Source organism: Undibacterium sp. TJN25, from assembly GCF_049339885.1.
Lineage (GTDB): Bacteria > Pseudomonadota > Gammaproteobacteria > Burkholderiales > Burkholderiaceae_D > Undibacterium.
Genome location: NZ_JBMPPM010000006.1, coordinates 1 through 26643, shown reverse-complemented (window position 1 = coordinate 26643; position 26643 = coordinate 1). Strand labels below are relative to the sequence as shown.

The following is a 26643-nucleotide window of genomic DNA, read 5'->3' as shown; positions in this document are numbered from 1 at the left end:
ATTTCTGTGATCATGATCCGCTGCTTACGTCATTGTCGTCGTGTGCGATTGCGCTAACGACAAGGGAAATGTCATCATCTGTCAAAAACGGGGCCTGAGCAAAAATCAGTCCTTGTTCTCCGTTCAGCTTTGCAGCCAAATGCCCTTTACCTAGAAGCAACTCAGCACCAGGTCGATCCAATGCAATCTTTGAGGTTGCCTCACTAGCCACCTTCAAAATCAGACGGTTGCCCAAGTTCTCTCGCAACTGCATTGGCATGACGTCCTTGTCTGGCCGTTGTGCCGCGAAGATTAAGTGAATGCCTGCCGCACGAGCCTTCACTCCGAGTCGTTGAACAGCCGCGCTCACAGCCCCCTTGTAACCATCATCGAGCATCCAATCCGCAAACTCGTCATGAATCAGGAAAACCATTGGCAAGCGTGCATCCGAAGAAGCCTTGGAGTTGAACGTAGCCAAGTCCCGCGCGCGGGCTTGAGCGAACGTCCTGTATCGATTTTCCATCTCTTCGACAAGGGTCGCCAACACTTCGGTTGAGCGCTCCTTGGTCGTGATGATGGCCTCACGCATATGCGGCAAGTCCTCTAACGCAGCATAGTCCACGCCCATCTTCGGATCGATGAGGACAATTTGGGCAAGTTCCTTCGGATTGGTCGCAGCGATGTCCAGAAGAATCGCCTGGATCAGAACCGATTTACCGCTACCTGTGGCTCCAGCCACTAGCGAATGCGGTTCATGCGACGATAACCCACCAAACTCGCCTCCAAAATTCAAATAGAGCAATGAGCCATTGATCTCTTGAAGCCCTAGGACGAATGATGTGTTGATGCCAGCCACGTTGCGATTTAGCTGCCGCTTACCCCACAAGTCCCACAACGAAACCGCATGTCGTTTGATGCCCGCAATCGTCACCACAATCTCGCCGGGCTTAGGCTGCACGGTCACCAAATTGATTGCATGAGTGGTGAGCAGTTGGGTGCGCTTGGCCTCGATATCCTCGATCCTAAGGCGGTCCGAGCCAGCCAAGCGCACCAAGCAACCATTGGGCGTCATGCGTGTACCCAATACCGCAGCCTGTAAGCCATAGCTATTCAAGGCCGTTTTTAGCTTCTTGGTGGTCTCCATTGCCCACGCTTCGCGTTCATCGTCCGCCACGGTCAATCCAGCCTGCTTGGCAGCAATCAAAGCCGACAAGTGTGGCCCCACTGCCGCCACAACCGAAGCGGGAGCAACAGCCTCGACGTGGGCGAACAACGTTGAAGGTGTGACGTCCAAACGAGTCGCCATCGGCTGGCTCGCTGGAGTCGGTTGAACAGGGTCAACCGACTCCATAGCTTCTTGCGCCGGCTCCGGCTGCTGCACAAGCTGTTCCATCATCGCGTGCCAAGCAACGCGCGCGGCGGGGCGGTTGAACTCGACCGACTTCCACGGCTCCGCGCCACCCAGCAAGGCCCTCGCATCGGTGGCACCGACTCCAGCCGCGTAGGCTTCCACGAGTTTGCGCAGCTCCGGTCGGTCAAAGATCTCCTGCCAGGCCTGAACGTCGTCTGTGTTGTCGATCTCGATTTGCTCGGATGCCGATTGAGACTGGCCCGCCTCAACGGAATGGATAAAAACATGCGAGTAACCACGTAGCGCAATGTCCACGTCGCCTTCGCGCAGCTTCGCCCGCGCCCGCTCCAACAATCCTGAGAGGCCAGGCGGAATTTCAGCATCGATCAGCAAGTCGGCCAAGCGTGAGAGCCAAACATCGCGGTCAAGGCGGCCGGGGTCGCCAAACAATGCGGCACGGAACGTAGTCAGTGTCGCCATGAGTTGCGCCTTAGACGAACGCCGTGCCTCGGCAGCACCATCGGCGGAAACATATTTGGACTCGACCACAGAGATGCGCAACCGAATCCTGTCATCGACCTCTTCGACACAAAGGGCCAGGATGTCGGCGATCCGGCTTTCGCGCTGCGCCAGCCAATCGGCATAGTCGTCTAGCAAGAAAAACACGCTGAACGACCGGCCGACAGCGGCCTGGGCAGCGAACTCCTCGACGACCAAGTGGCGGCTGAGGACAAGCCCGAGCATTTCACCGGCGGAGACGCCGCGCTTGGCGGCACGCAGGACGATGTCGCCTGAGACCGACAGAGCATCCTTCTTCATCCTCGCGGCGACCGTGTCGAGCTCATCGCCGCCAAGTGACAGACTTAGCTCCCCAAGGCGCCGACGGATCAGCACGCCCAGGAGGCGCAGCTCGGAAGTCGAGCTCACTATCATGTTGCGCCCGTTGGTGGACGCCCGCCGGTATCGCACGACCGTGATGCCATTATGCTGCAATTGACGCTTGTCGAGCAGCTCATCATAGGTGGCGACCCACTCGGCCAACGCGTGGGCGTCGTTCATAGTCGAAGCCAGAGCCTCGTGTTGCAAGGAGATCCGCCGCGCGGGCAGATAGCGGGCTCCCACAGGCGCATCCGTCTGGCGATGCACAGCGGCTACTGCGCCGATATAAGCCCAGCCCGAGGCAGTCTGCCACGGGCAGGTCAGGAACGTGGTTGATTTGAGCTCGTTCTCTCCCGAGACACTGCGGTAGGACCAGCGCGAGGGGGCATGCTCGAGGCTGGGCCGATCGTTGGTCCAGTCCACGGGGAGCCATTCCTCGACCGCCGTGCGCGACACCACATCGTGCAGGAACGCCACGTCAAAGGGCTTGAATCCGCCTTCGTCCTGCCCTGGCGTCGCCGACGCCGGAGTCACTGCAATGCGCAGCTTGGAGATGAAGTTGTCCGAGGTCTCGCTGACCACCGGCATGTCAGAATCGTCGCCGGCCTTGTTGACCAACTCTGCATAGACCCGGCGCAGCTTGGCTGGATCACTGTGCCTAACTGACACATTGCATTGGAAGTCATCCTCCGTTTGCAGGCCGGCGAGCTCGCGCACGGTGGCCAACGGAAGCTCAGCCGCATCTGCGTTGTAGAGCAGCACACTGAGATTGGCCGCCTCGTGGGGCTGCAGGCCTATGTAGCGCTCCAAAAGCTCGCGCGCTTGCTTGGCGGCAACAGTTGGATCGACATCGGTCATCGAATCCTCTTCACCACGGACTGGCCGTTCAAAAAGGCTATATCCGTTGACAGTACTGCTTTCGGAGACGAGCAACGGCTCGCTGCCGCGCTGCAAGACCGCGATCTCGGGATAGAACGGATGAGCGAGCTCCTCGGAAAACTCCCGGAAGAAGATGTCGCGATGCCCAAACAACACGCTATCGTTGGTGAGCAAATGGGTCGCCAAACCCGCTACGCGACGGATCTTCACCGCAAGCGCCTTCATGCGCTCCGGGTGCCAAGGAGGAATGATGAGCGACGGCTGCTCGCCGGATACGCGGGCCGTGCCAATCGAGAGCACCTCGGCCATTAGCTTCGCACGGCACACATCTCCTCGAGCGTGAATCATCAACGCATTGAGCAGCGCCGCGAACGACTCCGCTTGGCGCATGACAGCCTCGCCTTGCAGACCCGTATCGACAAAGCCCTTCATGGCCAAGAGATAGTCAGTCTCGAAGACATCCCAAGCTGTACGCAGCTCGTCGCGCTGCTCCTTAGTCAACCGCCCCTCGGCCGCGAGCTCCTTGATACGGTCTTTGATCTCGGCCCGCAAGCTACGCAGTTTGTTTGCCGGCGGAACCAGCGAGCCGGCATCGCGCGAGAACGTGGCTTCAAGCGTTCCCGTGTCAAGCAACGAGACGCTTTGCACGCCACCCTTCTTGCTAACCAATCGGCGTGGAACCTCGGTACAACCTACCGCGCCCTTTTCTAGCAGGCGGCGCATATCGGATACCATCGCCAGCCCGATGGACTCGGGACGGTAGCTCCACACGAGTTGCGTTTTGTCGATAGCCGTCTCGCGGTCGCCCACTCGCTGCACGAGCGCCACGTCGAATTTGATCTGGACCGCGTTCCGGGCTAGCGATGAAACAGGTTTGAGCGTTGCTCCGCGAAGCTCTTTTTCCTTCGCAAAGAACTTCTCGTAGTCGAAGAGAGGATCAGGCAGGTTGCCGGTACCCATGCGCTCGACCTTCCAATCCACCCTCGAGCCCATCAGCTCTTTCAACCCGCGATACATCGCGGAGAAATAGGATCCCACATCGTAGTTGAAGCGCTCGCGCCACTCCTTACGTCCCTTGTTGACGGTGAAGCGCAGGAAACGTTCCCCTGTCGTGTCGCCAGATCCGGCCAAGAGGTGGTGGGCTACGCCCGCGAAACCGTCGAGAAAGTCATTGCACTCGATAGCCTTGCCGAAGATCGCCTTCTCCCAACGTGCATGGAGCTGCCGCGACTGCTCAATGTGGCGCCGGTGCAGCTCGAAGAACACCTTGTCATCATCGTTCCATTCGGAGCGCTTCTCACGTGCTTTGAGATCTTCAAGGTGGCGCTTCCACTTCTCGTCGAGTGCTTCGGCGTCTTCGCAGTCGTGCTCGAAAAACTTCAACGTGTGCTCGGCCAAGCCCTGCAGCTTCTCCTTTGGCTTGTCGAAAATGTGGCATACGCCATCGGTTTCCCATTCGAGTTCGGCCACTTCGGCGGCTGGCTGGCTGTCACCTATCGGAGCGTTGATGAATGCCTCCAGGGTCACGCGCGCGGCGTCGGAAATGTCGGCGGCGTTGTCCGCCAGGCGTTGGCGCATCTCATCTGGATCGAGTGGCTGGCCATTTGGTCGCAGGCGCAACAGAAGCGGCGCGCGGTGGGTGAATAGCTTCTCAAATGCCTTTTTCCACGGCTTGTATGACGTGCCATAAGTTCTCGCGTTAGCGAAAAACGACGTATCTCTTGGCAGACCGACCTTCGGCAGAGACCAGCCGATGGCATCGCGAATTGGCAAGCCACGAGCCGACGACATCGCCTCGGTGATGTGGGCACAGAAGTCGCCGAGCTGCACAAGCGATAGGTCGCTGGCCGAGATCAAGCCTTTGAGGGCCGAGCGAAACACCTGGCGGTCTTCGGGAACCGGCGTCATGCCCGCGACGTGGCAAGTTGCATCGACCCAAGCTTCCTCGTCGGCGCGCAGCTCTTTGGCGCCCAACGCGGTGACGTGACCCAGCGTATCAGCCAGATTGTGCTCATTGCCGTTGGCGGTGAGGATCGCCTCCTTGCTCGTCTGGGCATTGTTGCGCACGAAGCCTGCGTTATGCTGGATCAGCGCCTCGGGCGGCAAGCCCTGGCCCTCTACCAAAGCCTCGGGGATCATGAGATCGACAGAGGCGGTCAAGTCGTGGTTAGCCAGGACCGCGCGCGCGACCGACGCAACTTGTGAGGATGACAGCTTGTCGAGGCGGAACAGCGCCGCCGAATCCTGCACCGAGCCGTCGGCCTGACGAGCGTCATTAATGCGCTTAGCCAGGATGTCGGCGCCGACGCGCCCAATGATCCGATCGGTCAGCAATTCTCTTCTCCCTTGAGTCCAAATGGGTTTTCCACGAACGAGCACGAGTCGGAGAGCCGACGCACCAGCCCGAGCCCAACCAGCCGCGCTTCGAGATTGGCTCGGTTCTCACTGAGCACCTCCTGGTCAACCTTCTTGTCGGCGACAAGGCGTGAGCCTTCCGCGTCGCCAATGACGATTCCGTAGCGCTTTTTGGCTTCGGCCAGGAACTCATCGAACTGCATGCGGTCATCGACGATGGCTACCACCAACGTCTTGATGAGCCGGTCGTTGGGGGCGTATCGCGTGCGCCGGGCAAGACGCCGCGAACTGAGTCCAATGGCCCGCGACCACGATGCGTGAATCTTCCCGACGTGTTGCTCATGACGCGAGAGCGCCATATCCACCAACGTCTCGATCAGCTTGTCGCCGGACATGCGCGTGTAGTCTGCCTCTTCGTCCGAATCGCTCGACGGCCACTGGAAAAGCTCGCGCATGATGCTAGCCCGCTCGGCATCGGGGTAGTCCAATTTGGACGCGGCCTCCCACTCGGGCAGCATGCGCGCTTGCTCGATTGAAGCCCGGACCGCTTTGAGAGAAAGGCCTTGATTGAGCTGGTAGCTGTCGCCCGATAGCGCTCGAACCTTAGTCCGCTCCTTGGAGACGATTTCGCAGACGAACTCCGCGGGGTCGGCGTCGCCCGCTTGGGCCTTGGCCTGCTCGAGGAAATACAGCAGAAGGTTCAACCCCGCCGAGGTGATCAAGTGCTCCAACGCATCATAGATCGGCATGTCCTTAGCAAGGATCGCCAACCAGTCCTCGCAGAGCTGATCAAAGCGCGGGTTGGACGCGTGAGGCAGGTAGCCCACGTCGCGCGAATTCGAGGCCAACTGGGGTTCGCCCTGCAACGCCCGCACAAGTCGATTCATCGGCGCCGCCCGGTTGAAGAGGCGCTGCGAGAGCTGCTCGCCGAGCTCCGGCCCACGAGCCGCGCGACTAAGCATCAAATAGAGTAACTCGCCAGTGCGGGCGAAAAACCGGCGGTCGTTGCTCGCCCCGCCCGAATCGATTCGCAAGTCTTCGAACATCGCGTCGGGACCAAAAGGAAAGACGAATTTGGAGCTCCAACGCTTGTTGCTGCGAGCCTCGAACGCCGAAGAGCGCAGCAGCTCGACGGCCTTGGCAAAATCATCGAAGCTGGAAAACGCCTTGCGCAGGTACCCCATGTCCTCGTCGCCAAGCTTGGTCGCGTCTTGTGCAAACAAGGCACTCCACTCGCGCCACTTCTCGTCGTCGGTGATGGACCGCTCGCGGATCGCTTCGACAAAAGGATTATTGAAAAGCAGGCCGCGAAGGCGAATTTGATGCTGGGGACGGTATCGCACCTTGTCGCTGGGCGTGGCGGTCAGCGGACTGTCAAGGTTTGCCCCCAACACGCCGAGAAATTCCAGCACCACCAAGTGCGGCAGCTGCTCGTCATACAGGCGGTGCCCCCAAATGTGCTCATCGACGGCGAAATCGACCCGTTCAATTTCAATGCGTTGCCTCATTCCGAAATCCTCACGGTGATAGGCCGAGAGAACCCGTGGCCACCTTGTTCAATGTCGATAAAGTTGAGCGTCAACGAGCCGCTATCAGCTCCCGCCTCCTCGTCGTCGTGATGGCTCCTGCCTCTAATGAGTTCGGCCTTGCGCAGCAATTTGGCCTTGAACGCAAGCATATCCTCCAAGCACTCGTTGGAAAAACTGCCAGGCAGCGCGCCTTCGGCGACACGCGATAGGAACTCAAACCGCACAGGCGTAAGATCGAATGCCACGGAATTGCCAGCGCCTTGGGCTAGCGATACGTCCAACAAAGGGCGACCAGTCTTTGCGTCGATCTTGATAGCCATGCCAACACCGTTGACGCGCCGCGATGGTGCCTCGGTATCGCACAGCACGCTGACGCGCGATTGGGTGAAGCCTCCTGAGCTAGCGACGAAGATGCGATCCACGTTGTCGATCAGCAGGCCTGTCATTACGCGATTAAGGCCCCGCACAAGTCGGCCACGCACAGTCTCCGCAACCGCCTTCTTGTCCTGAAGCGCCGCGCGCATCTCCAAATATTCACCCGCGAAGCGGAACACCGTCATGGCCCAGAATGGATAGCCATCCTCGCCTAGCGGCAAGGTAAAGAAGAGCCTGCGGCGCTGCTCCTGCAGCAACTCCATGAAGCCAGCGGCCCCGCCGTCGATACGGGCAGCTTCTTCACCTTCAAGATACTTGTCCTGGGCACTAAGCAGCCTCGGCGTAGCTCCGTAGACCGAATCGCTGCCGATCAAGCGGGCGAACGTTGGCGCGAGCTTCACGTCGTCCTTGCCGTAGACCAACAAGCCATCGGCCCCATTGGTGGTCTCATCACCCACGCCAAAGGCTGCCATCGCCTTAAACACCGGACGGTCGGCAAGCCGCCGCTTGGGCAGGTTGGCTCCGCACGCGTTGCCATAGACGCTTGCGCGATCCACGGCTCCTTGCTCTTGAATCCCTGCGACCTCGGCGCATGACATCAAGCCGTCTTTGGCGTCGCGGTGCCCCAAAATCATGTTTGCACACAATGCAAGCAAGTCTCGGACTGGCAAATGCTGCCCGTTGAGCCTAGCGATCTCCACCAAATCGCCCAGGCGGCGTCCCAGTTGAGCACCATCGCCCGTGCCGAGCAGGCGCTCGCGATTCTCATAGATTGGACAGATCTTGCCGCCGGATTTCAATGAACATCTGGCGCAGTTATTCCATTCGGCATGCTTGGCTACGGCCGCGACCACCTCCTCTAAGGCCATCCGGCCCACACTGCGGCTTAGGTCGAACACGGCTAAACGCTCGGGCTCTTGGCCCGCCTGCAAAAAAAACTCTTGCAATGGCTTGCGCAAGGGGTGGTTGCGCCCTTGCCTACGACCCAAGTCGCGAAGCCTGTCGAGCACCTGCCCGTGGTTGGCTGCCAAGATGACGATCTCGGTATCGTCGCCACCAAGCACCGACTTTTCAAGACGGGCCAACGGGGCGTCGCTCTCCTCGCCGTTAAACTCACTAAGGTCTTTGATGAAGACGGCCAGACGACCATCGACCAGGCGATGTTCCTTGACATTGCCCTTCGCAGCCCATTCTCGTGGATCGCCCCCCATAGATGTCCAAAGCGCTCGGCAGTGGTAAGTCTTCCCATCGCCAGCCGTACCAGCGATCAGCATCGAACCGGGCTTACCCGAGGCCACGTGCACTTTCATCGGTTCAAGCATTGGCGTGCTGAGCGCGATGGGCTGTACCTTTGCCCGTCCGACGGCACCAGCCACGTATTCGTCGAACATTGTCAAGTTGTTCGGCGTCGGCCCGTATGTGCGCAGGAAGCGCACCCACGCGCTCGATGGCGGCGCGCCTTGCTCGTTGGCAATGGTATTTTGTTCTGTCAATTGCTCGCTCCCACTTAAATCGTTGTCTATCCAATTACGAATGACTGAGCATGGCGTCTGGCACGAGCTCTAGTAGCAAACTTAAATTACCTCTGGATATTGTCGCTGAAAGGCAAATTATCTACCTAGCCCTAGGTTATTTTTTTAATATTTTCCGCCAATATTTCTTTTGGTGCAATTCATATTGACAATATTTCTTGCCATTATCGCTTATAGACAGACTAGGCGGACCGTTTTATTTGTTCGCAACTCGGTGACAATTCTTCGCGAAAAATAAGCTAGAAGCTAGTAGGTGAAGAAAATTCCTTTGTTCCGTCAACCGACTAATCAAAAATATTTCAGACCTATATGACTTTACTGAAGCCTTGCAGTATTCATCATCATCCGGTCTTCATCCCAATTTACCTACTATTTACAAGGAATCCCATGGTCCAAAATACCTTCTTCACCATGTTCGACGCCGTCGTCGCCACATTCACCAGCATGATGTTCTATCTCGTCCTCACTGCAAAATCCGTCGACGATCTCAACGAACCCCTAAAGACCCGTCCCTTTCTGGCTAAGGCGATCGCTCGCCCCGGATCGCGCAGCTACCTGAAGAACAGCATTTATTTCGGCATCTCGTTATTCGGCTATTGCCTGATCGCCGGCGGCGGCGATGTGGGAGTCGACATCGATACGGCGTGTCTGTCCCTGATCGCCTTCTTTTTCCTGGTATTTTTCAGGGTGCGGAAACTACGCCAATTGCTCGGCAAACCCGTCAAGGGAAACACAGGAGTCAGCCAATGAAACTCCATTGCCCTCAATGCGACTCCGAGCAAATAGAAACCAGGAATTACGGTAAGAAAGCAGGCGGTGCCGTCGGCACTGTGGCAGGTACCGCTGCGGGTGCCGCTAGAGCTCTCAGTGGTGCCGAGGCCGGCGCAGCGGCTGGCATGTTGATCGGCCCAGTAGGTGCACTACTAGGCAGCATCAGTGGCGCCATCCTCGGTGCACTGGTGGGTGGCGCCACGGGGTGTGCAGTAGGCGCCGCTCTCGGCGAGGTAGTCGATGACAATGTACTGGACAACTACCACTGTCGTTCCTGCGACTATAGTTTCAGCGGTGGTCCAAAACGCACCTGATCTCGGTTCAATCCAAGCTGCCTTATTTTCCAGCTCTTCGTCCCCCTCCGCATCATCCACCCTATCCAAATTAGTACAACTTAGCCAATCGACCTAACCTCTGGCACCTGAATTGCTTTAGATCTCCATCGTCCTTGGCATTGGCATTGGCATTGGCAATGCAATAGCAGCAGAACATCTTCGTTTTACTCAGTTTTATTCCCCTTCGGCCAATCTGCCATCCATAAATCCCGATGCCATGGCGACGCGCCGCTGATTTCGATCAGCGGGCGTCGTCGTGCGCATCCCCTTCAAGGAGTCTTATCATGTCTCACCTCGTCGAAACCATGGCCTATGTCGATGCCACGCCCTGGCACTGCCTGGGCAATCGTCTTAGCGCCAAGCAATCCATCGAAGTCTGGGCTCAGCAGTCCGGCATCTCATTTGAGATCAAGGAAACCCCAGTCCGCTTCATCACCGAAAGTGCCGGCGGCTTGGGCGCCGTCATGAGCTTTCCAGAGCAAAAAGTGCTGTTCCGCTCAGATACCAACGCCCCCTTGTCGGTGGTAAGCCAACGCTACCAGGTCGTGCAACCGCGTGAAATCCTGGAGTTTTACCGCGACCTGACCGAAATCTCGGGCTTCGAACTGGAAACCGCCGGCGTGCTGGAAGGTTTCATGTACCGCATGAAGACCTTGTCTGAACGCCGGGTGAAGTCACACGAAGCAATGAACTATTTCCTGCGCGTCTTTACCGATCCTGCCACGACGGCCACCGGTCTCACCAATGAACGGGCAATCAAGAAAGTCCAGGAGCTATACGACGGCCAGGGCAAGGGAGCGGAACTAGTGTCGTCCAAGAGTACCGCATTCGGCCTATTGAATGCGATCACCCAGTATGTCGACCATGAACGCCGCGCGAAGAGTGCTGACCATAGGCTGGAATCGGCCTGGTTCGGCCAAGGCGCCAACCTGAAACAAAAGGCGCTGGACCAGGCCCTGCTGATGGCGAACTGACTGTCCTGCCAGCGAGCCAGGTGTCTCATTCAGAGCCAGCAGCACATCTCCATGTTTTCTCAAAATAACGAGTGCCTTTGGGTGTCCTAGGGACACGAAGTTGATAACGCCTGCCATCCTGGCCCGGTCGAGTTCGCTCGCCGGGTCTTTTTGCTTTTTATTTTGCATTTATTACTTCCAATTTCTTATTTGTCTCTTGTTCCTTATTTCCATTTCACGTTTTTCTATTCCGTATTTCTATTCTTTATTTCTATTGAGGAGCCCAACATGGGTATCACTGAAAGAAGCCGCACAGTCAAAGGACCCCGTCCTGCGCTGAAACTGATCAAGACGCGTGAGTTGAGCCGGGACGACTGGCTGACCGTGCGCAAAGGCGGCATCGGCAGCAGTGACGCCGGCGCCGCGGTGGGACTGAACCCCTACCAGTCCCAGCTGGAACTGTGGATGATCAAGACCGGCCGGGGCGGCAACCTGCCCAAGGTGGACCCGAACGACGAAGCCAGTCCGATGTACTGGGGGACCTTATTGGAACCGATCGTCGCAGCGCATTACACCCGCCGTACCGGGAACCGGGTCCGCAAGATCAATGCCGTGCTGCAGCATCCAGATCCGGACAAGGCTTGGATGCTGGCCAATATCGACCGGGAAGTCGTCGGCACCCTGGATGTGCAGATCCTGGAATGCAAGACTGCAGGAGAGTTCGGCGCCAGGCTGTGGCGGGATGGGGTGCCGGAATATGTCGAGTGCCAAGTACAGCATCAACTGGCGGTCACCGGCAAGCATACTGCGGATGTCTGCTTGCTAGTCTGCGGCCAGGAGATCCGGGTCTATCGCATTCACAGGGACGAGGCCTTGATCGCCAGACTGATCGAGCTGGAACGCCAGTTCTGGCAGTACGTCGAAACCGACACGGCGCCGCCGGCTGACGGCAGTGAGTCAGCTGATATTGCCTTGCGCAGCCTGTACCCGCAAGACAACGGCAATATCCTGGATTTTAGCCAGGACCGGAACCTTTCGGCGGCCTTTGCCGACCTGGTGACTGTCCGGGAAGAAATTGCGGCGCGCGAACAGATCGAGGCGGAGCTCAAGCAGAGGATCCAGCAGCGCATGCGGGATGCAACAAAAGCCCTGTTTGAGACCGGCAGCGTCAGTTGGAAGCGATCGAAGGACAGCAGCGGTATCGATCTTGACAGGCTGCTGCTGGAACAGCCCGACCTGGCGGCGCGGTATCCGTTGACCAAGCCGGGGAGCCGGCGTTTCCTGGTCACGGTGTGAGTCAGCGGTGGCACCCGCCTACTTACGATTCACATCCCCCTTGGTACCCCGCCATCACTAGTACCCAACAGAGAAATCTCCGCTGTCTTCGACGTGCATGGGCGCTGCAACCGACATTTTCACAATAACTACCTCCATAACAGATTCATTACTTCAAGGAGCACGAGATGATCAAAGGCTTAGCTATTACACCGCCCATCTTGGGCCGCATTTCGATCGGCCGGGTGGTCGAGAAAAAGGGAAAGCGCATTCCCGAGAAAGACGATCAGTTCACGATTACATCCCAGGTGCAAACCTGGGATGCCTGGGTAAATCATCCGCTGGATGAGGAGCTGCGCCAGAGAACGACGGACAGCAAATTGCGGGCTATCCCGGTGCGTTTGCTGCTCAACGAACCGGACCTGAACCTGCGGGCGGAATACAGTTTGTTTGATCGGCAGAGCGGGCGGCCGGTTTGTGTGGGGGACGGCGAGACCTGCCGGCGCCGCACGGAGACCGGTATGCAAACCCTGCTCTGCCCTTCGCCGGATGGTTGCGAATTGGCGAAATCCGGTTGCAAGCCCTTTGGACGCCTGAACGTCCAGATCGGAGAGGAGGATGAACTGGGGACGTTTATTTTTAGGACGACGGGGTTCAACAGCATTCGTACGCTGGCAGCGCGGCTGAGTTATTACCAGGCGGTGTCGGGGAATTTGCTCGCTTGCCTGCCGCTGGAACTGCGACTCCGGGGCAAGAGCACGATGATGAGCTATCGGACGGCGATCTATTACGTGGATTTGACCATTCGGGACGGGATGACGCTGGAGGGGGCGATTGCGGAGGCCAGGCAGACGAATGAGCGACGCAAGGCAGGAGGCTATGACCAGGCGGCGCTGGATGCGGTTTGTCGGGCGGGATTGGGGAATGGGGCGTTTGAGGAGAGCGAGGAAGATGTTTCTGCGATTGCTGAGGAATTGTTCCCCGATTCTGAAATTGATGAAACCAGTGGCGCAAGCGAACCAGAAATCAGAGAAGACCGAGCAACAGTTGAAAGTGGACTCAAGGGAAAACTTCAACAAAAATTGGTTCTTCAACAGTTCACGAAATCTGAATAGCAGCTCTCGTATTGGTGCAGCCGACAGGATATTCAGCGAATACGTATTTGGGTGGCCGCTAGCACACATGCCACCCCTATATTTTAGAATTCCATGAGATCACGGACGCAACATTTCCCAAAGTTGCATGTTGACTGCGGTCGCTAGTTTTTCCATGTTGTCGATCGAAATATTTCGCTCGCCTCTCTCGACTTGGCCGATATAAGTCCTGTGCAAACCAGCCATTTCAGCTAATCGTTCTTGGGATAACGCTAGTTCCTCACGCGCATACCGAAGCCTCCCGCCAAATCTGACCCGGGCAAGTTCACTTTTAATTTTTTGAATGTCTCTGGTTTGCACAAACCGGAGATTGCTTTTATGATGACTTTAGGTCTACAGAGTTTAAGTAGCTATTTTGATATACTAGTAATTTCCTTATAGAAATAAACCGAATCAATCTGGTTTAACCAATAAATAAGAAAGATGCAATTATGATAATTAATATATGTTATCGGCAAGTCTTATCAATGACGGCCATTTGCTTGATTTCGTTTCTGCTGCAAGCATGCGGAAGCAAGGTCGACTGCAATGACAGCAAAAATAAAGATACAGCCATTGAAATAATTCAATCACATTTAAATGCTGCTACGTGGTATAGCGAAATCAGCGCCGCCATATCCGGATCTCCAGCGTTGACCAACATTAAGACCTCCTCTCGAAACGACGAGCTGAAGCAATGTGGCTGCAGTGGGAGTTACACCGTTACTTACAACGGCAAGCAACGGGAAATTGAAGTCGCCTATTTTTTAGCGTACCTCCAAGATAAAGGAGAGGTAGAAGTCAAAGTCGACGTAGATAGAATCAAATCAGGTCTCATGGGGATAGCGATGACGGAGGCCCCCGTTAAGAATGGAACACAAAAAATATTAGATCCAAAAACCGGCAATCTCCAACAGAAAATCGAATGGAAGAATGGAATAGAAACTGGTGTTGAAGAAATTTTCAATCCGGCCAATAATAAGTTGATAGGCCAAATCGAGGTCGTGAATGGTGTGAAAAGCGGTAAGGAAAAGCGCTGGAGCGATGATGGATCGGTGCTTTTAATTGACCTGAATTGGATCGATGGAAAAGCAAATGGCTTTCAGAAGCAATTTGATTCTACGGGTCAGAAATTGATAACCGATCTAATCTGGAAAGACGGAAAAGCATCGGGAATTCAAACGACGGGAAACTTGAGCTTTGCGTATGACGAATACCACTTCAAAGACGGACTGTACGACGGCGTCCACAAAAATTACGTTACCAGTTCTACTGGAAAGCTTTTCCTGTACAAGGAGGAAAACTACAAAGACGGGAAGCTGGATGGAATTTACCGACAGTTTTATGACGGCAAGCTTGAGCAAGAAAAAAACTATAAGGAAGGTGTCGAGGTTCCAGGTGGGGTCGCCGGCGGACAACAGATCTCTACCGCCAATAGTAATGCCTCTCGCGAAAAATGTCTCGACGCCAAGATCGAGATATTTCATAAAGAAAACGGCCTTGACGCGCCAATTAACGATGACGTAATACAGGAATGGAAGCGAAGCTGCAACAAATAAGGTGCAAAGACAATGTCCTTGACCTCGCTGTATCCGTTTAGACAGGGGTAATAGCGTATCCGCAACCGGTAAGAAATTTGCCGTGCCGGCACTGGTCGGTGAGAGGCCAACTCTAAGAGTAGCGAAGTGTAGGACGTGCGACATTGAATTTTTCGGTGTACCAGAACACCGGAATATTTCGCTCGTTTATCGGCCTCGGATCGTACCACTGAAGTCCAACCGCCCCGGGACCTGGATGTTCGATAGCCAAAATGCATTTGGCAGGCCGACACCGTCAAAAATATAGGCTGATGTTGAAGTTTCTGAAGCAAAGTTTTTGCGAATTTCGACAAATGAAACAGTTTGCGACTGTACTATATATCTCTAGACCGCCAGTACTGCCTAGCAGAGAGAGACAGCATCTGACAAGACTGGTGAATGATGACTTAAAGTCACTCTAAGTGGCTTCGCCAAGCGGTTTGAAAAACTTCGTAAGGCGACCGACGGGTCAGCACTCGTCCGCGAAATCGGTTTCGTATTCGCGACTAACCGTCCTATCAGCATCGAAGTGCTTAACGCAATTGAGGACGCATACGATCAGACCGAACCACGTGACGCCACCGCTACTAAGGGGCTAGTGAAATACACAGGCCTGTCCGGAAGCGACTTATCAGCATTTTGCGCCAAGCTATCATTGGAGCCCGAGCACGATGGATTCTTGGTTCAGCAAAAAAATCGCTTCCTGCTTTGTTAATCCTTGGAGTTGGCATATCACCTCTCCAAAATGTTCGCTCCCCATGCTTGGCCCGCGGCTTCACGTATTGATCCAGCCTTGTTGGGACATACCGACTCGATCTCTAAAGAATGTGAAACATTCTGGCTAAGTTCTGCTTGCCCCAAATCCATGGCCGCCATTGCCGAATGCCTTGGTAGCTAATTTGCACAGGTAGCTTGCCCGGTGGAAGAACGCAGCAATGCTTTCATGGTCGTCGCGGTAAATGTGGACATAGGGATTCTTCGGTATCTCGACTAACCCCACCGCCGCATCAAATGGCATGCTTAAAGCGCTTGCCCAGGCTCCCTGGAGCCGGTTGAAGATGTTGTCTCTTTCAGAGGAAAACTTGCCAACTGTGCGAAATGCGTCGAAATTCAGGAAAAAAGCAAAATGATAGTGAGGGCGACCATGTCGCCCGCCAAGTTCCCGTGCCCAACAATACCGCACGACAGTGTCGTGTGCATACTTGTTTTCTCGAAACGCGATTTGACGATTGTGCCTGATCTTTGCTTTGAATGATTCGATGAAACGGTCAACGATTTCGTTCTCGTACGAGAGATTATATGCATTATGACCCTCGGGAAAACAAAGGTCACAGCGGAAAGCGAAAACGCGTCGGTATTGATGGATCGCGCGGAACATCGTTTGATAAAGTCGATCAAGATATTCCCCTATGAACGGTCCCTTTTCGAACATTACAGGTAATCCCAGGTAGGTGCTCTCGTAATAAATGTTCAGATTCGGATTGTCGACGTGGCGAGTCATGTAAATACTCCAGTGATGGGTTCAAATCATCATCGTGTTGAGTATTTTTTTACCTGAGTTCGTGAACACTGCGTCGTGTATTGTGTATTGCCGTTGATGATGATCCCTGAATGGGATAGAGGTTCCAGGATGGAATTACGTGGAAATTTGATCAAGTACTGAGCACAAATAAAACCCTCAACGAATGCTTGACTAATAGGACGATGTCGTCTCAGTTATTGGTTTCGTTGGAGCGAAACAGGGCTGCCTGGCCGATCCTTTCGCAGTAGGCGACTGATCGTCGCTAAGACCGCCATGTCTAATGCAGTCAATTCTTTAGATATAAAACAATGCATAAAGCATCAAGTAAAGCCATATATAAACCCTGCATAAAGCATCCCACCATATACCGCAATTTATTTTCTCCGATATCGATCGAGTGTCAATCAAAAAGCATTGAAAAATGATTGAATGCATGCAGGCGCGTGAGATCAATTACTCTGGGGAATTATCACGGCAATCTGGACAAGATCGAATCCGATGCGGCATAAGAGATGCAGTGCCTTGCCGGACACTACATCGATTTACAACAATAATTCCGAAAAAATTGAAGTTGCAGTTGCCGCTCAATCCACGGGACTGCTTGAACCCTCGAAATCGGGCAGACGCCATACTGAGCGACCATCACCCTTTCGTTTTTCGGTATCGATCTTCAAAAAGGTCTTGGCATTCATTAGCGTGCCGTTTTTGACGCCGGCGTCCTGCGCAAGTTCTTTGACCTCAATCCACGGTCTTGGTCCACCCTTGAGTACCGAACGCAAAAACCTCACGGCAACCTCCGACTTACTCAATTTTTCAACTGTTATGCCACGATCAGCCTGTTCAAGGATATCGTCAGCAGAATCAAATAGTTGGCGAGTAACGACAAATTTAGGCGTTTCGATTGTGCCGTCCTGACCAGACATTTCGACTGCCTTAATTCGATATTCGAAGCCACCATCCATTTTCCCTTCGCTGTTTTTTGCGTGCGTGAGTACATGGGTACCACCAGTTTCGGTTGGCCCATTTGAAATTTTCGACAGCAACATGATGGCACGTGGCACTTCCCGCAACGCTGGTGGGCCGGCGATTCGTCCGAGTAGATCCTTGCCTTGCGTATTCCTAGCTGTATGGGAGATTCCCAGAATTGCACACTTCAAACGTTTTGATAACGCGGTTAAGCGCTCATACGCCTGTCGCGCATTGTGGTTGGAACTTGGATCGCCATCCACGGCGAAATAAATGGGATCGACAATTAACAACCCCACATTATTTTTTAGTTGTTCGGATAATCCCTCGAGGCGATTCATATCTCGCTCACTGGAAAACGAAAAAGGGGAGTCATCGCCGGACGCGACTTTGACTCCGATGAAGTGAACCTTATCAAGATCCGCTCCAGCAGCTTGCAAGCGAGCTTTGAGGCCCTTGGCACGGTCGTCTTCTCTGTTAATGATGATGACGTGCCCTGATCCGCTGGGTCTTAATTCTGGGTGAAGTGAGTAGCGCTTCCCAATGGTAACGCCTGCCGCTAGTGCACATACAAAGGTGGTTTTTCCAGATCCAGGTGGGCCAGCGAGAGCCGTCAACTCACCCTCTAGCAGCCAATCCAGATAAACCCACTTTTTGGGTACCGATGTGACATCTGATGCAGTCTGCACGTCCAACTTATTGCATTCGCGCATCCGATCTACTGCCTTCGACTGGGCGATATACTGCTGGTCATTCCACTTCGAAAACGAGTGGGAGCGCCCCTGCCGTTGATCATCGTAGCGCAACGGCAAAGCTTCCCGCGGATTTTCCTTATTGCCAAATTTATTCTGTTTCGACATTCTATATTCCTTAAAATTACAAAACCAGATCAGTTCGATGCGCTGCGTCTGACTTTTGGTTGGCAATGCATTTACAGCAAGCGATTACAAAAACCACTAAGCAACTCAATAAAAAAAATCATCGCAAACCTCCAAGATCCGGGCGCCAAACACGATAGTTTTAGAATTTAATTTTTCTTTGTTTAGTTAGTTAGTTGTCACCATGCGCTTCAACCGATTGATATTTATGATTAATTGATCCGCCAAGCGATCGCGACCTAGAAATGGGTTAGTGACTTGTCTACGAGCGCTTTAGTGAGTTGTTTTGGTCAAAATGCCCCCAACAATTAGACCGACGGAAAAATTTGATCTTCCTTACCCGTCTGCCATGGCCGGCACCGCCACCCTCGGTACCGGTAACTAGCCCCCTTTCTGCATGTGCGCCATGTCCGGCGAGACCCGGAAAACCGCACCGTCTAGCAACGCTTCTCTGATGTTTTCAATGCGACCATCTTGTCCGCGCATGCCGCCGAAACGAGCGCGGTACTGACGAGCCAGGCTGCCGGCTTTCAGCTGCCCACATCGAAGAAACTTACGGAGGGCTTCCTGCGTCGGCTTGAGTTGCTCTGCCACGACAGCCTCATGGATTTTTTTGAGCAGAAGATTGTCTTCGGACGTGACTAGACTACCGGCGCTCTCGCCGACGGTACTCGTCCGACCCGGCGCAAGCCCTTCACGTTCCCGCGCAGTCGCCTCGTGGCTGGATGCGATCGTTTCGCGACTGCCCGTACGATCCGGCTTGGCGAGGTTACAGTCGGACATAACCGTACGGCCGGACTCAACCTCCGCTGCAGGGTCAGATTCAGGCGTCCCGTGCGCATAGTCGGGTACGGTCACGCTGCGACCAGCATCACGACCCAAAAAGACTGCTACGAATGTCCAGCCCAGGATGGCCGCACCTTCGAGTGCGACCGCAGAAGCGAATCCGATGATCAATTCAAGGCGGCGTTCTGTCGTTCCAAGCCATGATGCGACCGAGAACGCGACAGGATCAGCACGCAAGGCCGCGCGCAACGCTTCACTTCGGTCGGCCCGTTCGTTGCGCCGGTCTTCTTCGACTTCGCGACGCTTTGCCTCGTCAGCTTCGACACCCAATGCCGCGATTTCTGAAGCCAAGCGAACCTGACGCACCTTCAGCGTCAGGCAATCGCCGGCGCAGGGTTGCCCCTGCGCACGGGCCAGGTCGGCACTGACTTTTGCTGACTCTCTTGCAATTTCTGCCCGAGAGCGCCCAGGGTGAAGGGCGATATTTGTCGGCACGGCGGGCTCTGGGATCGTTGCTGCACGCAGATCGCCGGCATGGCGCTGCGAGTTCATGAAGAACGTCGCCTGTCCGAACAAAACGACTGCGGTAGCGACAATCCACAACGCGAAAGCACAAACCTGCGAGATGCGGCGAAATGTGGACCAGGCCAACGGCAGCCAATGCACAACCAAAACAGCAATACCGACAAGGGCCATACGCATGAGGCGTTCAATGAGCAGGCTGCCAGATTGCCAGCCGGCATACATGGCTATGCTGAGCGACGCCAAAGTAGCCCCCATAGCAACCGCCAACGCAAATTTTCTCGATCCAATCAGACCATCAAAATGGAGATGCGTCGAATCGTCAACTGTATGGGCAAGTGAGGGCGCATGAGTTAAAAATATCTGTTTCATAGCACCCCCTTATTGCGCGGCAAAGCGCGATTGGGCACGTGTCACGATCCAGGCATCGACATCCGATTCAAGAAATCCGACTGTACGCTCCGTCAGCTTGATTTTCTTCGGGAAGGTCGGATCCGTCGAAATTAAAACGTACAGCGTGGCGCGTGACAGCCCCGTGCGCTCGACCAGTTGCTTCATTCGCAGGATGCGAAGCGCCTGGCCTAACTGACGGGCCATCAAATTGGCGGTTTCCGCGACATTAAGACAGCTTGCGTTGGATTGGTGCAGAGCGGCCGTCTGCTTCAGGTTATTCATAACTTTCTCCATCACTGATTGTGGCGGACGATTTATCTGTCGTCGCCCACCGTGGTCCGGCTTGCGCCGTAAGTGACGGATAGTCGAGGCGGAACCGCTGTTCCGCGCAAGGAATTGTTGGAGGATCTTGTTTGCCCTGATCTAATAGGGCTTACAGGCGTCTAGAGTGGAACTGGGCGGAACCCAGGGCGGAACTATTTCCGCTTCTTATGTGTACCCCACACTTTGACGATGTGATGATCTGCATTCTGTTTGGTCGGGGCCTGTCTTACCAATCTTCGGACATAGCTGTCGCTAACACCAAATTTCTCCACGACTTGCTTGCAGAAGTCTTTAACCCCCTTACGTTTCAATTCATTGTGGAGGGTGACGATTTCATGCCGTTGCTTATCGCTGAGCCTTAGTTTACTTACGGCCCCCTGCTCGCCCTTAAGCGGTTCCGGATGAATTGCTGGAGTCTGGGATTCCGCAACGCGGTGATTGTCCACTGGCTTATCACAATGCAAAATCCCGCATTGGTCCAAATATGCAATCGCTTGGTCTCTCGGTAAAAAGGCGCCAAAAGCAAACCTTGCGACCGGAACGTGATTAGAGTCGACTGCTACGATTCGCCCGCGCGTGAGTTCATCCTGAAGCGCTTTCTGATGACGTAGCATGATTGCGTCCTGCTCCACCTGGCGCTGCTCGATCGTCGCGGCTGTGACCAGAATAGGCTCCCAGTAAGGCCGATTCGGAAGGTCAAAGTAGGCACGCATAAAGGTCGCAACCTCATCTTCCGACATCGGATAACGTAACGCAGGTAAGTCCGCCAGTAGCTTTTCCATCATCTGACGTTCCTTGTCGCTAAGTTTGTACGGCAACGTAAGTTCGAACACATTGTGGCGCAACTCGCCACCAAATGGGAGAAGCGGCGTAGACGATGCAGGGGCATCCAGTTGATCCATGCGACGTTGATCGAGCGTGCGGCCATCATCGGATAGCAGCACACACTGCCAAGCCGCTGTAACTGGCCACTTCTCATCCCCACGCCCGGGTACGGGCCGCGTGAAGTTGTTCGTTACCCGTTTACCCGTAATACAATCAACACCTTTTAGTTCTAGTTCTCTTGCCGGACATATAGCTTGAGCGATCGCCTTGCAAAAAAACAAATAATCGATCAATAGTTCATCAGGCAACTGTATTTGAGCTTTCACTTACACCTCGACAGGTTGTGTTCCAGCGCCCCAAGTTCTGGGACACGAAATATAGATGGCACTCAATACCCGCAGCTTTTTGATCGCTTCAGCGAAGAAATCGAGCTTTTTCGATTCCATTTTCCAAGGTACTCGCAGCGCGCATATACTCTGCTTTTTTCACTGCAGAATCAAGTGCTCATTACTATACTGCAGAATCCGCAACTGGCATTGGTGGGCGCGCATGAATACTGAAATCCGTCTTGAACATGCTGGCTACACCATTTGCGCGACCGGAATCCAGTTGATCAGCAGGGCATGGAAATGTGCTTTCGTCATTTTACAAAATGATGTGCCGTTGCTCAAAGCAAGCACTGTCTCGCCGGTCGACACGCGTGCAGAAGCCGAACTGAATGCCATTGCGGTCGCTAAACGGGTCGTGGACGACGAAATTTCCGATCCCAGCAAGCAGCAAATTAATTGGCCGTTGCCCTGACAAAATCCGACACTTCGGGACAATCATTTTAAGCTCGGATCAATTCGATGAAGTTACACTGTCCTACGGAATCCCGTTGTCTGCCAGGTTTAGGATAAACGACAGTCTGTTTCCCAGCAATCGTCAGGCTAGGTGCTCGGCGGCATAGTCGTGGCGCAGGCAATGCCGACGCACTTTACTACCCGGAAGAACTTGATTGCGATATTGACCGATGATCTACAAGGCCAAATCGGCACTCAAACCCGAGGCCAGTATCAAATAGACAAACAAGACATCTGCCATCTTTGGCTAAACTGCCGTATTTTCTCTGCGAAACGATCACATATCGTGATTTCTGCGCGTGTGATTTATCCCGTGGTTTGTAAAGTTATTGCGCAAATCTGAGTGACTCTCTTCGCATGTGCAGGCCGTCCACCGCTGCGACTAACGGCAATCCTACCGATTAGCCATTCATCGGTCTCGGCCACAATCCATCCAATCGACAAAGCGGATAATTTGATTGGGCGCGGAAATTTGCTGTCAAATCTCGGCGACTTCGGATTCAGCCGGTCGTATATCGTTGAGCGGCTCTGCTGGATACGCATCTGCAATTGTTTAAGGCGCAGGATTTTCAGATTGGGGGTTGGGTTTTCTAGCATTGGACTCTCCTCATAGTTGTCGCGGGATGCGATGGTTGAACCGTAAGGGTATTTGTCGAAAGATACTGGGCTTGTGCCCAGCATAAAAAATTATGCCTAGCAAAATATTTATTTGGGCGTGTTTTTGCCACGCGGCGTCCCTGGGCACAGGTTAAAACTTAGTTCTTCGGGATGGAAACTTGGTTCTTTCAGGTGTGGGAACTAAGTTCTAGGGAGGTTTTGGCGGTGAAGTGGGAAATTCAGGGGGACAGATCTTGGCTCGAATCACTGCTAACAGGCAAACCCTTTTAATAGAGCATCGACAATGTGGGGGTTCAGTTCGTTACAAGTAGACGTGGCAGGACGTCTTGTATTCTCGTCAAACGATGATTTCTCGCTGGTCATGGACATGCTCAAGACAAATCCGGAATTGATAAACGGTCATCATGTATCTGAAGCGAAAAAATGATGTATTCACAAAACTTATTGCTTGCCTAGATCCTCGGCTTGATGCGCAATTCCGGGCTTGGCGCAGGCGCCTTGCTCTGAAAACCTGCGCCTTGCTCCCGCCATTGTGTTGAAAGTGTGAAAAATTGATTCATGTACGCTTGGGCATTCTTAAGTTTGTTTGCTTTCAATTGGTAGGATTTCAATGCGGGGCCTTCCGGCCGCGCCAAGATGTTTTTCATTGATTCGCCACTCGATGTCGCCGAATCATATCCGTCATTGACTGCATTGACCCAATTCACTGTCACGCTCATGCAAGACCTGAACCTTATCCATTGATGTTCGTTCCAGGCGGTATAGGGACTTGTCCCGAATCTCTGGACCAGCATCTCGCCAGCTTTTTTGCCTCGTCTGGACAAGATGTCGATTTTTCCCGGCGGCATCTGCAAGTTCAGCCCGCCCTCGTCGTCGTGCAGGCTCACATGGACAACGCGGTCACGATACCCGGGAAGACTCAGTTGCGTATTGTCCTGCCAGTTTTGCATTGAACTGACAACGGCCCCCAGGAACTCGCCCATGCCGCTGATTCCAGTATGCGTGAACCTGGTCCAACTCACTTGCCAACCCGAATTGGCTTTTGTTGGCATCCATACCGCATCTTCTTCGTTTTGATAGTCGGGATGAAATTGCTTCAGATTGATGGCAAAGGTCGGCCACATTGGGATCGGGACATCGAAGAACTGGATCGGGAAGTTGCTGGAGATACCGCCATCAGAGAACCAGCAGCGCTCGGCTCGACATGCCGCTCCATCCACGCCCTGGTTTTCCTCGAGGGTACGGTCCACAGCATGCAACGGAACGGCCGACAGCAGGAGCGGAAAGCTCAAGCTCATCCTGGTCGCAACGATTACCGGGAGGTTTTCCGCCTCGGGAAAGCCATATAGTTTTAGCTTATCGAGCGTAGTCGGCAAGGGACTTTTGGACTTGTAAGCGTGGCGCACCATGTGATCGACAACCTCCCGGGGGAAAAGCTTAGAAAACTCCTCTAGAGAAAAGTAAAAAGTGTGGGCATTAGGCGCCTGGAAAGGGAGGCGGTACGGCCGCCCCAGATTAAGCGCTGTCGATATCATTTCCAGGTTGATTACCCCTGGATTCTTGCCACTTGCTCCCTGATCAATGCCGGGCTCCCGCACTCCGTATAAGTCACCAAAAGTGAGCGGCCCTTCGGACAATGGCTTTCCCGCAAGGTCGTTTAAATAGTGGGTCAGCCAATTCGTCAGCGGACCTTCCATGCTGGATCCTGGAATGCCAGGGACAAAGCCACTGCAAATTCCATAGCCATTCGCCGGAAGCAGCTTAATCAGTTGTATGATTTCCATGCCGACTAGCACAAAAAAAACCATGGCAAGGCAGAGACATTCCATCAACAGCACTAGCCATTTGGCCGTAGCCGGGAGATCCTCTGGAAAAAACCTGTGTACCTGGGAAAACAAAGCAATAAGTATGATCAACTGCGCGCCGAAATTTGCGAGCACGGCGCAAATGAAATCGGCAGCCTTGAGGAAAATGTTGTCCTTGGATAACAAGGGAAAAATGATTTCAACCAGCGGCGCGAATTCGGCGTCCGGTTTGAACATCCCGAGTAGTCGGCCTTTTTCTCCAAGCCACGCCGGTAATTTCGCCAGGTCCTCGAACGAATCCGGATTGCGCAGATGACTGCCGCGGCCATATTCGGCAGCTGCAGCAGCGGACGCCGCAATCGCACCTGCCGACGTTCCTCCGATGTTCTTGAATTCGTAGGCTTTGGCCAGTTCGCATATGGCCAGTGGATACACGATGCCACTGGTCACCCCACCCTTCATTATCAGGTCACAGGCTAACCGGCCTGCTCCGATCGTAGATCTATTCACGTGCGACCTTTCAAGGGTGGTAAATTTCCATCAAGGTAGGAGGTGCTTTGCGATGATGTCGTCGTACCAGTGGTTGTCGACGATATCAAAATTCTTCGCGCGGTGGGCATTGAGCGATGCAGTTGTGGGGTGGCCATAACCACTGTGCGTACCGGCCGAAAAAAAAGCCACGGACAGATTTGGATTTCTGGGTGAAACTATAGCGGAAGCGCTGGCACGGTCGCCATGATGGGGAACGACGACTGCATCGAAGAACCCAATCCTCATGGCTTGGATATTAGCATTGAAGTCCACGGCCATTCGATCGTAAACATAATCACCAGGCATGAGTGCTTTCTTCCCCCCGCAATATGCAACACAAACCAGGCATTCCCCATTTTTATCAGAAACCTTTGGCTGGCTGCGCCGCACCTCCAGTGAATCGCCTCCGCTAAACGAGAAATTCGAGTCGCCTATACCGATGACTTTCTTCTTTATTGCGGGAGAGCTAAATGCAAGGGCCGGTTGCCCCGCTGGCAAATACACTGAAGTTAGCTTACTTAGAATGGTGCTGTCCCAATCCAGCAACCGCCAATGATCAGAGTCGGGGTGGGAGACGATCGCATTAAGGGACAATGCTCCTATGAGCGGCAACAGATCGTTTTGAAATGGCCCGCCACTATTTTTCACCCCTGCCCTGTAGATCGGACGCCGTACAGGAGTACCAGCGCCCGCGTCGAGCAGGTAGCCGTCATTGCCGTCTTCCATGAGTGAGCACATTCCCTGCCCAACGTGGAAGGCTGTCAAGCGCGCCGCCGCACTGCCGGTCGAGGCTTGAATCGGCTTGGCAGTCCCAAATGCAATGGGTTCCACCCTAGGTCCTACTATAAAGCGGACGCTCTTGATGCTTAGGTAGGTCGGTTCCGAGTCGGCAAACGCCTCGTAGGCATAGCTGCTGGTCTCTCCAATTTCCTTCGTGAACTGGATATCCAGCCATATATCAGGAGGAACGTCTTCCAGCATTTCAAGGGGCCTCCTCCGCAATGAAAAACTCATCCACGCCCGCGGATCGAGTAGTAGACGCGGCAGAAGATCGGTCCAACTTAAATCGATGACGTAGGTCTGGCAACCCCCGTCAGTGTTGAATAGTTTGTTACTAAAGCTCTTGTCCGAGATCCCGATCAGTCGGACGCAGCTCCTAAGAGGCGAATAATCCTGGACGGCGATTACTTTGTCGACCTGTGCCTTGAAGCTACTGTCTGGAAAGGATTCTTGTTCGCTCATTTCTCTTCAAGCCCATCAGGGTGGAGTCTCCAGAAGATAGCACATTTGCCAACTTTTTAAACTAACATCGTGCGCTTGTATGTTTATGTATACAAGCGGATCCGAAGCGACGCGGGCACCCAGCGTAACGTTGAACAAGATGCTTCACCATTTCGCAGGCTGACTGACGTCCCTGGAGATTTGCAGAGGGTCATCAATGTCGTGGATACTTGCATTGAAATTCTTCTAGAAATTGCATTAGAATCCGAAGCACCGTGGTGCAAACCTTTTCGCCAGAATGAACGGCGCCTATTATGTAAAGGGTATATACATGGGTCAATTTGCATGCAAATTGACCCATGTTGATTTGCACTGAAAACTGACCCACTTTTGGACTGAACCCCTCGGGCTGGACCAAGGTAGCAAGATGAAGTGATACGCTTGTCGAGCCTTCACAAGAGGAGCGACACCATGTCAGTTAGAGGAC

At 54.0% G+C, this 26643-nt stretch carries 19 protein-coding genes; 7 read left to right on the top strand and 12 right to left on the bottom strand.

Annotated features, from left to right (window positions below; all coding sequences use genetic code 11):
• Window positions 1-10: 10 nt before the first annotated feature.
• Genes ACO0LO_RS15720 through ACO0LO_RS15710 form a run of 3 tightly spaced genes read right to left on the bottom strand, consistent with a single transcriptional unit; the run spans window position 11 to window position 8840 of the window.
• The gene (locus ACO0LO_RS15720; RefSeq protein ID WP_422965189.1) at window positions 11-5422 is read right to left on the bottom strand and encodes an FtsK/SpoIIIE domain-containing protein; all 5412 of its coding nucleotides are present in this window, start codon (window positions 5420-5422) and stop codon (window positions 11-13) included.
• Window positions 5416-6951, bottom strand: a complete 1536-nt coding sequence (locus ACO0LO_RS15715) for a hypothetical protein (protein ID WP_422965188.1) — start codon at window positions 6949-6951, stop codon at window positions 5416-5418. The genes ACO0LO_RS15720 and ACO0LO_RS15715 overlap by 7 nt, the downstream gene beginning before the upstream one ends.
• Complete coding sequence (locus ACO0LO_RS15710) at window positions 6948-8840, bottom strand: hypothetical protein (protein ID WP_422965187.1); 1893 nt, start codon at window positions 8838-8840, stop codon at window positions 6948-6950. Before ACO0LO_RS15710 ends, ACO0LO_RS15715 begins: the two co-directional genes overlap by 4 nt.
• A gap of 426 nt (window positions 8841-9266) precedes the next feature.
• Here ACO0LO_RS15710 and ACO0LO_RS15705 point away from each other — a divergent pair, with 426 nt between their 5' ends.
• From ACO0LO_RS15705 to ACO0LO_RS15685, 5 genes are all read left to right on the top strand, one after another.
• Window positions 9267-9629: a hypothetical protein gene (locus ACO0LO_RS15705; RefSeq protein WP_422965186.1), complete on the top strand. Its 363-nt coding sequence runs from the start codon at window positions 9267-9269 to the stop codon at window positions 9627-9629.
• Complete coding sequence (locus tag ACO0LO_RS15700; protein ID WP_422965185.1) at window positions 9626-9964, top strand: hypothetical protein; 339 nt, start codon at window positions 9626-9628, stop codon at window positions 9962-9964. The genes ACO0LO_RS15705 and ACO0LO_RS15700 overlap by 4 nt, the downstream gene beginning before the upstream one ends.
• Before the next feature lie 305 nt (window positions 9965-10269).
• A complete protein-coding gene (locus ACO0LO_RS15695; protein WP_422965184.1) occupies window positions 10270-10959 on the top strand; it encodes a DUF932 domain-containing protein in 690 nt (229 codons plus the stop codon).
• 267 nt (window positions 10960-11226) lie between these two features.
• Window positions 11227-12234 carry a YqaJ viral recombinase family protein gene (locus ACO0LO_RS15690; RefSeq protein ID WP_422965183.1) on the top strand — a complete coding sequence of 336 codons (1008 nt, stop codon included), beginning with the start codon at window positions 11227-11229 and terminating at the stop codon, window positions 12232-12234.
• A 167-nt stretch (window positions 12235-12401) separates the two neighbouring features.
• Window positions 12402-13328, top strand: coding sequence for a hydrolase or metal-binding protein (locus tag ACO0LO_RS15685; RefSeq protein ID WP_422965182.1), 927 nt, complete (start codon window positions 12402-12404; stop codon window positions 13326-13328).
• Window positions 13329-13427: 99 nt separating this feature from the next.
• On the opposite strand, the gene ACO0LO_RS15680 is transcribed toward ACO0LO_RS15685, so the two are convergent.
• Window positions 13428-13667, bottom strand: coding sequence for a helix-turn-helix domain-containing protein (locus ACO0LO_RS15680; protein ID WP_422965181.1), 240 nt, complete (start codon window positions 13665-13667; stop codon window positions 13428-13430).
• 167 nt (window positions 13668-13834) lie between these two features.
• On the opposite strand from ACO0LO_RS15680, the gene ACO0LO_RS15675 reads away from it, so the two are divergent.
• Window positions 13835-14905 carry a toxin-antitoxin system YwqK family antitoxin gene (locus ACO0LO_RS15675; RefSeq protein ID WP_422965180.1) on the top strand — a complete coding sequence of 357 codons (1071 nt, stop codon included), beginning with the start codon at window positions 13835-13837 and terminating at the stop codon, window positions 14903-14905.
• A gap of 859 nt (window positions 14906-15764) precedes the next feature.
• Here the strand turns inward: ACO0LO_RS15675 and ACO0LO_RS15670 are convergent.
• From ACO0LO_RS15670 to ACO0LO_RS15650, 5 genes are all read right to left on the bottom strand, one after another.
• Window positions 15765-16424 carry an inovirus Gp2 family protein gene (locus ACO0LO_RS15670; RefSeq protein WP_422965179.1) on the bottom strand — a complete coding sequence of 220 codons (660 nt, stop codon included), beginning with the start codon at window positions 16422-16424 and terminating at the stop codon, window positions 15765-15767.
• Between the two features lie 605 nt (window positions 16425-17029).
• The gene (locus ACO0LO_RS15665; RefSeq protein WP_422965178.1) at window positions 17030-18271 is read right to left on the bottom strand and encodes an AAA family ATPase; all 1242 of its coding nucleotides are present in this window, start codon (window positions 18269-18271) and stop codon (window positions 17030-17032) included.
• Window positions 18272-18670: 399 nt separating this feature from the next.
• A complete protein-coding gene (locus ACO0LO_RS15660; RefSeq protein ID WP_422965177.1) occupies window positions 18671-19969 on the bottom strand; it encodes a hypothetical protein in 1299 nt (432 codons plus the stop codon).
• 9 nt (window positions 19970-19978) lie between these two features.
• Window positions 19979-20272 carry a helix-turn-helix transcriptional regulator gene (locus tag ACO0LO_RS15655; protein ID WP_422965176.1) on the bottom strand — a complete coding sequence of 98 codons (294 nt, stop codon included), beginning with the start codon at window positions 20270-20272 and terminating at the stop codon, window positions 19979-19981.
• Between the two features lie 194 nt (window positions 20273-20466).
• Window positions 20467-21465, bottom strand: a complete 999-nt coding sequence (locus ACO0LO_RS15650; RefSeq protein ID WP_422965175.1) for a hypothetical protein — start codon at window positions 21463-21465, stop codon at window positions 20467-20469.
• 55 nt (window positions 21466-21520) lie between these two features.
• Between ACO0LO_RS15650 and ACO0LO_RS15645 the strand changes: the two genes are divergently transcribed.
• Window positions 21521-21940 (top strand): hypothetical protein, encoded by a 420-nt coding sequence (locus ACO0LO_RS15645; protein ID WP_422965174.1) that lies wholly within the window; start codon window positions 21521-21523, stop codon window positions 21938-21940.
• 347 nt (window positions 21941-22287) lie between these two features.
• Here the strand turns inward: ACO0LO_RS15645 and ACO0LO_RS15640 are convergent, their stop codons facing one another.
• From ACO0LO_RS15640 to ACO0LO_RS15630, 3 genes are all read right to left on the bottom strand, one after another.
• Entirely contained in the window at window positions 22288-22578 is a 291-nt protein-coding gene (locus tag ACO0LO_RS15640) for a helix-turn-helix transcriptional regulator (protein ID WP_422965173.1), read from the bottom strand.
• A gap of 473 nt (window positions 22579-23051) precedes the next feature.
• Window positions 23052-24854: a hypothetical protein gene (locus ACO0LO_RS15635; RefSeq protein ID WP_422965172.1), complete on the bottom strand. Its 1803-nt coding sequence runs from the start codon at window positions 24852-24854 to the stop codon at window positions 23052-23054.
• 90 nt (window positions 24855-24944) lie between these two features.
• Complete coding sequence (locus ACO0LO_RS15630) at window positions 24945-26177, bottom strand: hypothetical protein (RefSeq protein WP_422965171.1); 1233 nt, start codon at window positions 26175-26177, stop codon at window positions 24945-24947.
• Window positions 26178-26643 lie beyond the last annotated feature (466 nt).

Excerpts from the sequence above, each read along its gene's own strand:
- ACO0LO_RS15640 (WP_422965173.1), bottom strand. The coding sequence starts at position 22,578 with ATGCTAGAAAACCCAACCCCCAATCTGAAAATCCTGCGCCTTAAACAA.
- ACO0LO_RS15685 (WP_422965182.1), top strand. The coding sequence starts at position 12,402 with ATGATCAAAGGCTTAGCTATTACACCGCCCATCTTGGGCCGCATTTCG.
- ACO0LO_RS15675 (WP_422965180.1), top strand. The coding sequence starts at position 13,835 with ATGACGGCCATTTGCTTGATTTCGTTTCTGCTGCAAGCATGCGGAAGC.
- ACO0LO_RS15695 (WP_422965184.1), top strand. The coding sequence starts at position 10,270 with ATGTCTCACCTCGTCGAAACCATGGCCTATGTCGATGCCACGCCCTGG.
- ACO0LO_RS15660 (WP_422965177.1), bottom strand. The coding sequence starts at position 19,969 with ATGAAACAGATATTTTTAACTCATGCGCCCTCACTTGCCCATACAGTT.
- ACO0LO_RS15700 (WP_422965185.1), top strand. The coding sequence starts at position 9,626 with ATGAAACTCCATTGCCCTCAATGCGACTCCGAGCAAATAGAAACCAGG.
- ACO0LO_RS15715 (WP_422965188.1), bottom strand. The coding sequence starts at position 6,951 with ATGAGGCAACGCATTGAAATTGAACGGGTCGATTTCGCCGTCGATGAG.
- ACO0LO_RS15690 (WP_422965183.1), top strand. The coding sequence starts at position 11,227 with ATGGGTATCACTGAAAGAAGCCGCACAGTCAAAGGACCCCGTCCTGCG.
- ACO0LO_RS15630 (WP_422965171.1), bottom strand. The coding sequence starts at position 26,177 with ATGAGCGAACAAGAATCCTTTCCAGACAGTAGCTTCAAGGCACAGGTC.
- ACO0LO_RS15645 (WP_422965174.1), top strand. The coding sequence starts at position 21,521 with ATGGCACTCAATACCCGCAGCTTTTTGATCGCTTCAGCGAAGAAATCG.
- ACO0LO_RS15670 (WP_422965179.1), bottom strand. The coding sequence starts at position 16,424 with ATGACTCGCCACGTCGACAATCCGAATCTGAACATTTATTACGAGAGC.
- ACO0LO_RS15655 (WP_422965176.1), bottom strand. The coding sequence starts at position 20,272 with ATGAATAACCTGAAGCAGACGGCCGCTCTGCACCAATCCAACGCAAGC.
- ACO0LO_RS15705 (WP_422965186.1), top strand. The coding sequence starts at position 9,267 with ATGGTCCAAAATACCTTCTTCACCATGTTCGACGCCGTCGTCGCCACA.
- ACO0LO_RS15665 (WP_422965178.1), bottom strand. The coding sequence starts at position 18,271 with ATGTCGAAACAGAATAAATTTGGCAATAAGGAAAATCCGCGGGAAGCT.